The sequence below is a fragment of the Streptomyces sp. NBC_01341 genome (genome assembly GCF_035946055.1).
In the GTDB taxonomy this organism is placed as follows: Bacteria; Actinomycetota; Actinomycetes; order Streptomycetales; family Streptomycetaceae; genus Streptomyces.
On the sequence record NZ_CP108364.1, the window covers coordinates 6924138 to 6935759 of the forward strand.

The 11622-nt window shown below is 70.2% G+C and carries 13 protein-coding genes; 9 read left to right on the forward strand and 4 right to left on the reverse strand.

Translation table 11 applies throughout. The annotated features are described in order from the left end of the window. The first annotated feature begins 44 nt into the window (after positions 1–44). Positions 45–434 (forward strand): TraR/DksA family transcriptional regulator, encoded by a 390-nt coding sequence (locus OG206_RS30520; RefSeq protein ID WP_442805919.1) that lies wholly within the window; start codon positions 45–47, stop codon positions 432–434. Positions 435–588: 154 nt separating this feature from the next. On the opposite strand, the gene OG206_RS30525 is transcribed toward OG206_RS30520, so the two are convergent. Next, entirely contained in the window at positions 589–810 is a 222-nt protein-coding gene (locus OG206_RS30525; protein ID WP_327121813.1) for a hypothetical protein, read from the reverse strand. A 175-nt stretch (positions 811–985) separates the two neighbouring features. On the opposite strand from OG206_RS30525, the gene OG206_RS30530 reads away from it, so the two are divergent. Next, on the forward strand, positions 986–1534 hold the full coding sequence (locus tag OG206_RS30530) for a GNAT family N-acetyltransferase (protein ID WP_327121815.1): 549 nt from the start codon (positions 986–988) through the stop codon (positions 1532–1534). A 33-nt stretch (positions 1535–1567) separates the two neighbouring features. On the opposite strand, the gene OG206_RS30535 is transcribed toward OG206_RS30530, so the two are convergent. Together OG206_RS30535 and OG206_RS30540 are read right to left on the reverse strand one after the other, a co-directional pair. Continuing rightward, positions 1568–2389, reverse strand: a complete 822-nt coding sequence (locus OG206_RS30535) for a thioesterase II family protein (RefSeq protein WP_327121817.1) — start codon at positions 2387–2389, stop codon at positions 1568–1570. A 461-nt stretch (positions 2390–2850) separates the two neighbouring features. After that, complete coding sequence (locus tag OG206_RS30540) at positions 2851–3321, reverse strand: DIP1984 family protein (RefSeq protein WP_327121819.1); 471 nt, start codon at positions 3319–3321, stop codon at positions 2851–2853. 180 nt (positions 3322–3501) lie between these two features. Here OG206_RS30540 and OG206_RS30545 point away from each other — a divergent pair, with 180 nt between their 5' ends. From OG206_RS30545 to OG206_RS30560, 4 genes are all read left to right on the forward strand, one after another. Then, entirely contained in the window at positions 3502–4356 is an 855-nt protein-coding gene (locus OG206_RS30545) for an endonuclease/exonuclease/phosphatase family protein (protein ID WP_327121820.1), read from the forward strand. A 194-nt stretch (positions 4357–4550) separates the two neighbouring features. Next, on the forward strand, positions 4551–5393 hold the full coding sequence (locus OG206_RS30550) for an alpha/beta fold hydrolase (RefSeq protein WP_327121821.1): 843 nt from the start codon (positions 4551–4553) through the stop codon (positions 5391–5393). 142 nt (positions 5394–5535) lie between these two features. Then, complete coding sequence (locus OG206_RS30555; RefSeq protein ID WP_327121822.1) at positions 5536–5829, forward strand: hypothetical protein; 294 nt, start codon at positions 5536–5538, stop codon at positions 5827–5829. A gap of 713 nt (positions 5830–6542) precedes the next feature. After that, entirely contained in the window at positions 6543–6719 is a 177-nt protein-coding gene (locus OG206_RS30560; protein ID WP_327121823.1) for a CsbD family protein, read from the forward strand. 218 nt (positions 6720–6937) lie between these two features. Here the strand turns inward: OG206_RS30560 and OG206_RS30565 are convergent, their stop codons facing one another. Further along, positions 6938–7312 (reverse strand): hypothetical protein, encoded by a 375-nt coding sequence (locus tag OG206_RS30565; RefSeq protein ID WP_327121824.1) that lies wholly within the window; start codon positions 7310–7312, stop codon positions 6938–6940. A 654-nt stretch (positions 7313–7966) separates the two neighbouring features. On the opposite strand from OG206_RS30565, the gene OG206_RS30570 reads away from it, so the two are divergent. The 3 genes from OG206_RS30570 to OG206_RS30580 all read left to right on the forward strand — a co-directional run bounded on the left by OG206_RS30570 (position 7967) and on the right by OG206_RS30580 (position 11621). Continuing rightward, positions 7967–8440: a VOC family protein gene (locus tag OG206_RS30570; protein ID WP_327121825.1), complete on the forward strand. Its 474-nt coding sequence runs from the start codon at positions 7967–7969 to the stop codon at positions 8438–8440. A gap of 278 nt (positions 8441–8718) precedes the next feature. Continuing rightward, positions 8719–9708: a hypothetical protein gene (locus OG206_RS30575; protein ID WP_327121826.1), complete on the forward strand. Its 990-nt coding sequence runs from the start codon at positions 8719–8721 to the stop codon at positions 9706–9708. 65 nt (positions 9709–9773) lie between these two features. Then, positions 9774–11621 (forward strand): HSP90 family protein, encoded by a 1848-nt coding sequence (locus OG206_RS30580; protein ID WP_327121827.1) that lies wholly within the window; start codon positions 9774–9776, stop codon positions 11619–11621. The last annotated feature ends 1 nt before the right edge of the window (position 11622 follow it).

Below are 11622 nucleotides of genomic sequence, written 5' to 3' on the forward strand. Positions count from 1 at the left end.
AGGCCGCCGGGAATATGCGCCCCGACGGGGAAGTTCCACCTGGGATGAGTGATTCGTCCGCTTTCATGTCTTCCTCGCCGGTCGATCCCGATCGTGTGCGTGCCCGCTTGGCGGCCGAGCGGGCCGACACGCTCGTGCGCATCGCCTCCCTGAGCCGCGAATACGACGGGATCGTCGAGGCGAACGCCCTTGTGGCGATCGACGACGAGCACGACCCCGAAGGGTCGAGCACGGCCTTCGAGCGTTCCCATATCGCGTCACTGCGGGCGCAGGCCCGCAGCTTTCTGGACGAACTGGACCAGGCGGCGCAACGGCTGGACGAAGGCGACTACGGGGTGTGCGAGGACTGTCGCGGACCGATCCCCGAAGAACGTCTGCTGGCACGCCCGGCGGCGAGCACCTGCGTACGCTGCGCCGCGGCCGGCCGCCGCTGAACGGCGGCTCGCGCGTCGCGCCGTGGCCGCCGCCCGGTCGGGCGCCCGAGGTCGATAACCATCCGTGTCCGAGGTGTCACGCACGACTCCCGATCGCGGTGCACCCGCGCCCGAGGATGAGTATGCGTGCCGGAAGGCCCCGGCCCGGCGGTCTCTATGCGGCGGCCCATTCGTGCGGCCTGCCGCCGCGCCACCTCACCCACGCGGGGTCGTCGAGCAACAGGTCGGGGTCCTCGAGTCCGGTACGGCGCAGGAACTCGACGACATCGCGGTCGCTGTACGCGATGCCGAGAATGTGGGTGTCGGCGGAGCTCCGCACGGAAACGCGGCGGCCGCCGTCCGGGCTCAGGTGATGAACGGTGACGGGCGGGTTCATCCATCCACGGTGCCTCCGGGAGCGGGTCATGCGCCACCGCTGGGCCGGGACGCCTCGCGCGTGACACTGCGCCCCACCGGGGCCGATGTGCGAACGGCCGTCGAAAACCATGCGCGCACACCGGCCCGCCCCGGATATCGTTCGGCGTCCTGTACCGGCCAGGAAGGTACCCAGCATGAGCAGCCTCACGTCGTCCCTGCCCGAACGGCTCGAACTCTCGGGCGAGGGTCTCGTTCTCCGCGACTGGTCGGAGAGGGACCTGACAGAGATGCCGGCGATCTTCGACCACCCGGACATCGCGCACTGGACTCCGATCGTCTCGCCCTTCGACGAGACCGCAGCCCGTAAGCGGCTGAAGCGGGCCAGGCAGCTGCGCGAGGAGGGTACGACCATTCTCCTCGCCATCACCGTCGACGGCGGCGCACCGCTCGGCGAGGTGATGCTGCGCCGCGCCCCCGAGGGAACGGAGATCGGTTACGCGGTCGGCCCCGCGCACCGCGGCCAAGGGCTCGCGGCACGGGCGGTGCGTGTGATGGCCGCCTACGCCTTCGAGCAGCTGGGTGCGGAGCAGGTCATCCTGGAACTGGAGGCCGACAATGCCGCCAGCGTCGCCGTCGCCGGCAGGGCGGGCTTCGGACTCCTCGACCTCCCGCTGATCGAGGGCGAGGAGAAGGGACGGCCGTTCGCGCTGCAGACGTGGGGGCTGAACCGTCCCCCCGCCTGATCAGCGAGCTGTGCGCCGTGCGGTCCGTGGCGGCTACGCAGGGGTGTGGCCCCGCTCGGGGCCGTTGTGCGGGTCCCCGGGGGCGCACGCCTCCGCCAGCGACGCGCGGACCCTCTGCAGGAGCGGCTCCTGTGCGCTGCGCAGGAAGAAGTGACCGCCCGGCAACTCGTGGTGGGTGAAGGCTGCCGACGTCTGTTCGTGCCAGGCCTCCACCCGGGCGGCCGGCACCGCCTGGTCCTCCGTCCCGGAGAAGGCCACGACCGGGCACGCGAGCGGGGGACCCGGACGGTAGGCGTACGTATCGAGGAGCTCGAAGTCCGCACGGATCGTCGGCAGCAGGAGTTCCAGGAGTTCGGTCTCGGCGAGTATCTCTTCGGAGAGCCCGCCCAGTGAACGCATCCTGTCGATCACGATCGCGTCCGACCGGTCGTGGACCCGGGGCCGTGCCTGCCGCGACTGCGGCGCGGGGCCGCCGGACACGAAGAGCACCCGTGGCCCGGGGATACCGCGCCGGTGCAGCTCACGCGCCAGCTCGAACGCCACCAGCGATCCCATGCTGTGTCCGAAAAGAGCGTAGGGCAGCTTGAGTTCGGGTTCGACAGCCGATGCCAGGGCGTCGACCAGCATCCCCATCCGGGTGAAGGGCTGTTCACCGAATCGCGACTGGCGCCCCGGAAGTTCCACGCCGCAGACCTCCACCTCGCCGCCGAAGGAGGCGGGCCACCGGGCATAGGCGGAGGCCGCACCCCCGGCGTAGGGGAGACAGAAGAGCCGCACGGCCGGTGCGGTCCGGCGCTGCGGACCGGTGATCCAGCCGTCGGCCCGTCGCGGTTGCGGCGTCGCGCTTCGATCCACGTGTGCGTCTTCCTCATCTTCCGGTACGGCCGTCCCGAGGGTTCGGCGCTGCGTCGTCGGACATACCCTGCACCCCGGCCGCTCAGGGGTCCCTGACGACAGAGGCCTCGGGCTCGACGCCGGCCCGCGAAAGCCCGCGCTCCGGGGGGACCCCGACTGAGGCCCGCCCAGAAAGCCGTCTGCGGGAGCCGCTACAGCTGACCTGTCACACGGCCCGTTCCTGCTGTGATGTGAAAGACCCCGAGCCCGCCCTCACCGATTCGGATCTGCACATGGTGATGTGCTGTGTGTGGTGCACCGTTACCTGTACGCGATGCTGAGCTGCACCGTTGACGGGGAATCGAACCCCTGCGTTGCTCCTCACGCGCCAGGAGTGGGCCGGAATCCGCCGGTCCTCGGTTCGTGCACGCCTCCGAAACGACTACCTGCTCCACATCATCGACAGGCCCTGCGAGGACCGGTCAGTCCCGCAGATCCACCTCCCAGTTCGTGCGCTGGATGCGTACGTCGATCTCGCGGATCTCCCGCGCGAGCGCATCCGCCTGGCCGCGCAGCTCCGCGACCGGAAGCGCCGAGAGCATCATCAGCTCGGATCGGAGCTGCCGCCCGTACCCGCGCTCGGCCGTACCCGCTGCGGCGTCGGCGGCCGCGGTCACCACCGAGTGGCGCAACCGCAGGACGTCCCGCCGCGCCAGCGCGTCGGTGAGCGTGCCGTCCGCACCCATGTCCACAGCGGAGTTGGTCCGGTTGATACGCGCCATCAACGTCTCGAGGGCGCCCAGCACCTCACCCGCCTCCGCCAGCAGCAGACCTGCGTCCTCCGCGGGCGTCTCACCCTCCTGGTACCGCGCACTGCTCACCACGCGTGAGCGCAACTGCTCCACGCGGCGCACGGCTTCCGCCCGTTCCGCCAGTGCCTCAGCGAGCTTCACTGCTTTCCATCCCCGTCCCACCCGGCATTTCGATCGAGTATACGGACCTGAAGGAGTGCGAGCCGAGAGACGGGGACGGACGACACCTGGAGGGGAGCCGCGCTTCATCTGGTGGTCACGGGCACGTCAGAGGGCCGCACCAAGATCGGGACAGCCAGTGAACCCGATCCAGGAGGCCCCATGTTCCGCCGGACCCTGTCCGTTCTCGCCGCTGTCGTAGCGCTCGCCACCACCGGAGCGGTCGGCCAGGCCTCGGCCGCCGACGACACTTCGGGCACCCACGTCACCGGGCCGCGCGTACTGGACGTCATGTCCTTCAACATCCACCACGCCCAGGGCACCGATGACGCCCTCGACCTCGAGAGGATCGCCGGCGTCGTCCGCCGGAGCGGCGCCGACGTGGTGGGCCTGCAGGAGGTCGACAACCACTACTCGGCTCGCAGCGAGTGGGCGGACCAGCCCGCCGAACTCGCCGCGATGCTGGGCTACCACGTGGTGTTCGGTGCCAATATCGACAACGCCCCGCCGGCCCCCGGCGGACATCGCGTGCAGTACGGAACCGCGATCCTGTCCCGGTACCCGATCACCGCGTCGGACAACACCTGGCTCTACAAGACGCCCGGCCAGGAGCAGCGCGGTCTGCTGCACGCCACTGTCGATGTCCGAGGCAAGAAGGTGGAGTTCTACAACACCCACCTGTCGGCCAGTTCGCAGGCCGACCGACTGCAGCAGACGGCGCAGGTCGTCGACCTGATCGGCACCAAGAAGCCCGGGATCCTCGTCGGTGACTTCAACGCACTGCCGACCGCGCCGGAGTCGCAGCCGCTGCAGAAGGCCTACACCGACGCGTGGGCCACGTCCCTGCACGGACGAGGTGACGGCGCCACGTATCCGGCCGAGGGCCCGACCGAGCGGATCGACGTCATCTACACGACCCGTGGTGGCGTCACACCGCTCGTCACCCGTGTCGCGGGGGCCGAGCCGACCGCTTCCGACCACCTGCCCCTGCTCAGCAAGGTCCTCGTCACCTCCTGACCGCCGGCGACGCAGTCCGTGAGTCCGCCGTCCGCCCGCCGCGCGCCTTCGTCCACAGGGCGACGGGGGAGCGGAGGGGGCCCGCAGGGCGCCGGGCGGGCGCCCCGCACCTCCGTCCGGCCTCGCACCGGGCGGGAGCGGTGGTGCCGGCGCCCCGCGTGGCGCCAGTCGCGGGCGCGGCGCAGACTGACTGGGTGAACGCTAGTCCGGAACAGCTGCGGGCAGCGGGCGACTACGTGGGCCTGCCCGGCGTCAGGACGTGGTACGAGACCGAGGGCGCCGGTGATCCGCTCCTCCTGCTGCACGGGGGGTTCTGCACCAACGACACGTGGGGAGCGCAGCGCGCCGACCTCGCCGCCGGTTTCCGGCTCTTCCTGCCCGAGCGGCGCGCGCACGGCCACACCCCTGATGTAGCAGGCCCGCTCTCCTACCAGGACATGGCCGACGACACAGTGGCCTTTCTGGAGACGGTCGTGACGGGACCGGCGCACCTGGTGGGCTGGAGCGACGGAGGGGTCGTCGCGCTGCTCGTAGCCATGGCCCGGCCCGATCTGGTCCGCAAGGTCGTGGTGATCGGGGCCAACGTCCGACCCGCCGCGGAAAGCTTCGCCGCACCGGCCATGCTCGACGCGATGACTCCCGACGGAGACGATCTCGGGTTCTTCCGGGAGATGTACGAGTCCGTCACCCCGGACGGCCCGGATCACTGGCCGGTGGTGGCGGCGAAGATGATCGACATGTGGCGCACCCAGCCGACGCTCACCGCCGACGACCTGGCCCGGATCCAGGCATCTGTTCTGGTCATGGTCGGCGACGACGACATGATGACTCTGGAACACACGATCGCCGTGTACCGGACGATCACGGAGTCCCAGCTGGCAGTTGTTCCCGGAGCCTCCCACCTGGTGCCGTTGGAGAAGCCGGCCCTGGTGAATCGGCTGATCCTGGACCACCTGGCGCAGGACGGGGTGGAGACGTTGCTGCCCATCAGGCGTGCGGCGCGGCCGGGCGAGGGCCGACGGCGGGCCGGGGGCTGACCGCGCGGGCGCCCGTCGACGGGCGCCGACGCGGGCGTGAACCCGGCAGGGGGCGCGCCATGCGTCGTGCGGAACGCAGTGGGTACGCGTGGGGCGACACCGGCCCGCAGAGGAGCGGCCGCGCATCGACAGGAGGAACGACATGACCGACCGCAGGCCCGCCGGAACCGCGTACACGGGGGCCGAGGCCAGCCCGCCGCCGGTTCCCGCAGACATGCCCGACCAGCAGGTCCAGGAGGGCGAGGACGCCCTCGACGTGATCCTTCCGCCGGACACCGAGCGTCCCCGTGAGGGGCCGGGTTCCGGGGCCGACGCCGACAACGGCGCCACGGACACGGACAGTCCCGACCCGGACGAGGCCGGCTCGGGTCGTGACGCCGCGCGCAATGCCGGAGTGCACCCCGAACAGCCCACCCCGGACGAATCGACGGGCTGATTCCCTCCGCCTCCTTACGCGGACGGCCCGCAGGGCTGGATCCCGTGCATGGTGTAAGCGCGGCACGAGTGGAGCACCCGCCGACAGAGCGGTGCCGGTGCCTTCGGCCGAAGTGGTCCGGCTCACTGCCCGGAGGCGAGGAGTCCGGAACAACGCCGCTTGGTTGATGGTTCATCTGTATGTGGGTACGGAGGGGACAGTGTCCCCGGGCCTCACCTATAGCCCATGGGGACGATCGTTCGGCTGAAGCCCCATGGAGCCCTCCGCCGAGAGGCGACCTCCCTCCGGACCCGCACCCCCTGTCTGCCCCGACCGGCCCCCCCGACCGGCCGGGGCTTCGCATGTCTTGCCGGTCGCGTCCGAGCGATGGAGTGCCGCGAGCGAACCGGCCGCAAGGGTGATACGCGGAAAAGGGAGACGGTGCCGGGTCCGTACAGGGCCGCACGGACCCGGCACCGTCCCTTTGCCTCTCCTGCCCCGCGAAACGTTCGCCCTGCAAGCCCGCTCCGCACCGAACACGATTCCCGTTCACGCGAGAACCGGCGAACCGGCCGGGTGACTGCTCCGGGAACTTCCCCCGGCGACCGGGGCTCCGTATGCGCCGGCACTCGGACGTATTCGTTTCTCGTCAGGACGGTTTCCTGGTTTAGCGCGAGAGCCTCTGGTCAGACGGTGGACGACGATGTTCTCGAGTACGGCGGGATGTGAGTTTCGTGGCTGCGGACGAGAAGGCTCAGGCCAAGGGTGAGCAGGCCAAGGGCAAGGTCAAGAAGACCGTGGGCGGGGCGGTGGGCAACGAGTCGCTGACGGCCGAAGGCCGCGCGGAAGAGTCCAAGGGCGATCTCCGTGCGGCCAAGGAGAAGGCCAAGGACGCTTTCAAGTCCAAGTGACTTTCTCCTCACCGATCCCGGCGGCCGAACCCTCCCACGGCCGCCGGGATCAGCTGTGTCCGGCACGGAGGACAGCGCTCAGCCGTCGGAACCACATGGCGCAGCAGGTCGCTGGAACCCGAACGGGAGCGTTGCGGTGCCTTGCAGACGTCATCGCACGGACCAGCAGTGGGGGCACAGCCGGTCGCGCCGCCGAGTCACGCGCAGGGGCGGTGCGCCTATCCCTCGTCGTTGCCGGAGACGCCGGCCTCGACGCCGTTCTGACCGGCGACCGAGGAACCGGACCCGGGTGAGGCGGACGTACCCTGCTTCGGTTCGGCGGCCGCGGGTTCACCATCGGTGACCCCAGGCGCCACGCGCCCCTCCTGGGTGGTGAGCGGAAGCGACGGCGCGGTCGAGTCGCCCCCGAAGAGGGAAAGCACGATGGAGGCTGCGAAGGCCGCGCAGACGGCGGCGATCAGCCAGCCCACCTTGCGCAGCGTCTTCCCCCGGCGCCCGCTCTCATCGACGAAGACCGGGCCGTCCTGCCCGTTCGCGGGGCGCGCGTGAGCAGCCAGGCCTGAGAGCTGACGCAGAACGCCATGCAGTTGCATGGTCACTTCATGGCGCTCATGACTGTGCTCTGCCCGGGTGTCTTCCTGCCTGTTCTCCACGGCTGTACGCACATCCCCCAACGGAATGGACCGGAGCGCACGCACAGAGGGCCCCGGCGGAATCGGTGATCCGAGAGCCGAACCCCGTCCCCACCCGTGTTCTTCGCTCCGGAGAATGAATGTAGCGCACGAAGTTGACAGCAGGATCCTTGCCTCGTCCCCTGAGATCCGCAGGTCGCGCGCCCCGCGACGCGCATCGGCTGTGCGGCCCCGCGCCGGTCCGGCCCGGTGAGGCGCGCACCGGTCCACGCGAGGGAGCACCGCATGCGGAGGACCGGACCCGGCCGGCCGGCAGCCGCTTCGGCTCCGGGGCATTACGGGCGTCCTCCACACTGTGCGCATTCCGATCCGGCGGTCCGACCACATGAAATCAGGAGGGAGGTTCCGTGCGTACCCGCGCACGGAAGCGCTGGTTCTCCCGCGCGGAGCATGCAGCGTGACGATGTGTGAGTCGAAGACCGGACGCCGTGGGAATCGGTTTCACCGAAGTCGCGGACCGAGGAAAACCGACGCCCGACGACATGTGTGCGCGAACCTCGGAATACGGGGCGGAGACGAGATGCGAACGGCTGCGCCCAGAGGGTTAATGGGCACATGAAGCTCAAGCTCGAACTCATCGTACTTCCGGTCTCCGATGTGGACCGGGCCAAGGAATTCTACGAAAAGGCGGGTTTCCGTCTGGATCTGGCCAAGGACATCACGGAGGGATACCGGGTCGTCCATATGACGCCCCCCGACTCCGAATGCGCGATCATTTTCGGTGAAGGGCTCACCACGGCCGCGCCGGGTTCGTCGCAAGGGCTCTACCTCATCGTGACGGACATCGTGGAAGCTCGCAGCGAACTCGTCGAGCGTGGGATCGACGTGAGTGAGGTGTTCCATGATGCGAAGGGGCTCTACTTCCACGGCCACGACGCCGGAAAGATAGTGCACAACGTCGCGGGCCAGGGGCGCGAAGGTGGTCCGCACCCCGATCGGGCGAGTTACGGCTCCTACGCCACGTTCGACGATCCGGACGGGAACGGCTGGGTGCTCCAGGAGATCACGCAGCGATTCCCGGGGCGCTGAACCGTCGCGGACAGACCCTGAAACGCGTGCCCCCTCGGTGGCCGGGCCGCACGCGCCGGCATCCCGGGTCCCGTACCGACCACCGACCGCACACCCCCTGCGCATGAGGACCCGCTCCCCGGCGAGTCCGGTGCGGCCGCCGTGTGTTCAGCGTCGTCAGGACGGGTCGGTGACCGGGTGGAACGCGTGAAGCAACCGTGAATACCCTGTGGACGCGCTGTCGGTGGCGCCGCTTATGCTGCACCCGATGATCACGCTGGACCAGGGGAGGGCGCGGCATGTTCGGCAAGCTGTTCGACAGGACCGGGGAGAGACCGCCGACGGATCCGCACGCCCTTCCTGTTCCTCGCAGGCAGAAGAACGGGATGTACACGCTGCGCGCACTCGGCGACGCGCGGGTGCTGGCCCTGCTGGAGGCGGCAGACGAGGGCGACTGGGAGGCTGTCAAGGCCGCGCTGGCTCCGTTCGACATCGGGCATGACCAACTGGTCCTGGGCGAACTCGCCACCTGGGAGGGGCTGCAGGACTGGATAGTCCGTGCCGCCGAGGAGGACAAGGACCACCGCGCGACGGCCCTTCTCATATCCGGGGCACGCCATGTCGCCTGGGGGTGGGAGGCGCGCACGGCCGCCCGCGCCGTGAATGTCACGCGGGAACAGTGGCGGGTGTTCCACGAGCGTCTCCACATCGCCGAACAGCATCTGTTCGAGGCCGCGGAACTGCGCCCGGAGTGGGTCACACCGTGGCGCCATCTGCTCACCTCCGGCCGGGGCATGTCGCTGGGTCTCGCGGTCAACGAGACCCGACTCGACGCCGCCATGCGCCGCGACCCGCTGAACCTGGACATCCATGTGGAATGGCTCCAGCAGGTGCAGCCGCGCTGGGGCGGCGAGCCCGGCCAGGGCATGGAGTTCGCCCGTGACGCGATGGCCCGCACTCCGCAGGGGCACCGCCTCGGCTGCGTGATCGCCATGGCTCACATCGAGGACTGGGTGGAGTCGGACACCCAGGAGTGTCTGGAGACCCCCCGGATCCAGGCGGAGCTGCGGGAAGCGGCCGAGCACAGCATCCTCCACCCCGATTACGAGCGGCGCCCGGGCTGGCAGCACGACTTCAACATGTTCGCCATGGCCCTGTCGCTCGCCGACGAGCGCCACGCGGCCAAGCGGGTCTTCCGTGCACTCGACGGCGCGTACACCAGTTGGCCGTGGACCTACATGGCGGAGCCCGAGCAGCAGTTCGCCCGGCACTCCCGCCGCCGCGGCTGAGCTGACTCAGCCCGTATCCCGCCCCGCCCACCGGCCTCTGCCACTCTCCCACTCCGGACTGCCCGATGACTCTGCCCGACACCGCCACGAACCCGGCCGGCGCCGACCACACCTTCCAGGTGGATCTGCGCGGCCTCGTCGATCTCCTCTCCCACCACCTCTACTCCAGCCCGCGGGTCTATCTCCGCGAACTCCTGCAGAACGCGGTCGACGCACTGACCGCTCGGCACGGTATCGAACCCGACGCACCCGCGGACGCGTTCGGCATCCGCATGTACGCCGACGGATCGGTGGTGCGTGTCGAGGACGACGGCGTCGGCCTCACCGAGACCGACGTGCACACCTTCCTCGCCACGATCGGCCGCAGCAGCAAGCGCGCCGAACGGATCGCGGAACAACGTGGCGACTTCATCGGCCAGTTCGGCATCGGTCTGCTCTCGTGCTTTCTGGTCGCGGACGAGATCCACGTCGTGAGCCGCTCCGCCCGCACCCCCGACGCACCCGCTGTGGAGTGGCGGGGCCGTGGCGACGGCAGTTACACCATCCGCGCCCTGCCCGTGTCCGCCCGTCCCCGGCCCGGCACCACGGTCACGCTGACGCCGCGTGCCGACGCCGCCGAGTGGACCCGGCCGGCGAAGGTGCACGCACTGGCACGGCACTTCGGGGCCCTGCTGCGCCACCCGGTGACCTTCGACGACGGCACGGGTGGCCCCGGCGCCTCAGTCAACCCCGAGCCCGCCCCGTGGGCACGTACGTACCCGACGCCGGGGACGCGTTCGCGCGCTCTCGCCGCGTACGGCGAGGAGGTCTTCGGCTTCACGCCGCTGGACACCATCGATCTGGATCTGCCCGCAGTCGGCCTCAAGGGCATCGCGTGCGTGCTGCCCGAGGCGGTGCCGGCCGGGCGCCGACACGGCCACCGCGTGCACGTCAAGGGCATGCTGCTGTCCGAACAGGCCGAGGAGATCCTGCCCGAGTGGGCCTTCTTCGTCCGGTGCGTCGTCGATGCCGAGAGCCTGCGCCCGACAGCGTCCCGGGAGTCACTGTACGAGGACGACACACTCGCCGCCGTACGCGACGCCCTGGCCGAGAGGCTTCGCGCATGGATCGCCCGGGCGGCCGCCAGTGACCCGGACCTCCTCACCCGTTTCCTCCAGGCCCATCACCTCGCCGTCAAGTCGCTCGCGGTGCACGACAACGAGATCATGCGGATGCTGCTGCCGTGGCTGCCGTTCGAGACCACGGACGGGCACACCACCCTCGACGCGTTCGCGCGCGCCCACCGCACCGTTCTCGTGACGTCGAGCGTGGAGGAGTTCCGTCAGGTCGCGGCGATCGCTTCGGCCGCCGGGCTCGGCGTCGTCAACGGCGGCTACACGTACGACCGCGAACTGGTCCACCGGCTCCCCGAGATCAGGCCGGAGGTCAGTGTCGCCGACCTCGATCCGGCGACCCTCACGGCCCACCTGGATCCGGTCGACCGGGAGACGGAACTGGCTGCCACGGCCTACCTCGCCCTGGCGCGCGAGGCGCTCGCCGTCTTCGACTGCGACGTCGCGTTGCGCACGTTCCAGCCCGCGTCCGCCCCCGCCCTCCTCATGGACAGCCGGGAAGCCCGGCACGAGCGCACGCGCTCGCAGCTCGCCCGTGAGCAGGACGGCGGCCTGTGGGGCGACATCCTCGGCGCCCTGCGCCAGGAGGCCCCGAGAGCCCAGCTGATCCTCAACCAGCTCAACCCGCTGGTCCGCACCGCCGTTGCCATCGACGCGCCCGAGCTGGCACGTACCAGTGCCGAAGCGCTGTACGGGCAGGCCGCGCTGCTGTCCCGGCGCCCGCTGAGGCCCTCCGAGTCGAGCCTCATCAACCGCTCCTTCCTCGACCTTCTCGCCCACGCCCTCCGCAAGGACAGCTGAC

Bases quoted from the DNA above. Each gene is read 5' to 3' on its own strand.
- OG206_RS30520 (WP_442805919.1), top strand. From the start codon at position 45: ATGAGTGATTCGTCCGCTTTCATGTCTTCCTCGCCGGTCGATCCCGAT.
- OG206_RS30525 (WP_327121813.1), bottom strand. From the start codon at position 810: ATGAACCCGCCCGTCACCGTTCATCACCTGAGCCCGGACGGCGGCCGC.
- OG206_RS30530 (WP_327121815.1), top strand. From the start codon at position 986: ATGAGCAGCCTCACGTCGTCCCTGCCCGAACGGCTCGAACTCTCGGGC.
- OG206_RS30545 (WP_327121820.1), top strand. From the start codon at position 3,502: ATGTTCCGCCGGACCCTGTCCGTTCTCGCCGCTGTCGTAGCGCTCGCC.
- OG206_RS30555 (WP_327121822.1), top strand. From the start codon at position 5,536: ATGACCGACCGCAGGCCCGCCGGAACCGCGTACACGGGGGCCGAGGCC.
- OG206_RS30565 (WP_327121824.1), bottom strand. From the start codon at position 7,312: ATGCAACTGCATGGCGTTCTGCGTCAGCTCTCAGGCCTGGCTGCTCAC.
- OG206_RS30570 (WP_327121825.1), top strand. From the start codon at position 7,967: ATGAAGCTCAAGCTCGAACTCATCGTACTTCCGGTCTCCGATGTGGAC.
- OG206_RS30575 (WP_327121826.1), top strand. From the start codon at position 8,719: ATGTTCGGCAAGCTGTTCGACAGGACCGGGGAGAGACCGCCGACGGAT.
- OG206_RS30580 (WP_327121827.1), top strand. From the start codon at position 9,774: ATGACTCTGCCCGACACCGCCACGAACCCGGCCGGCGCCGACCACACC.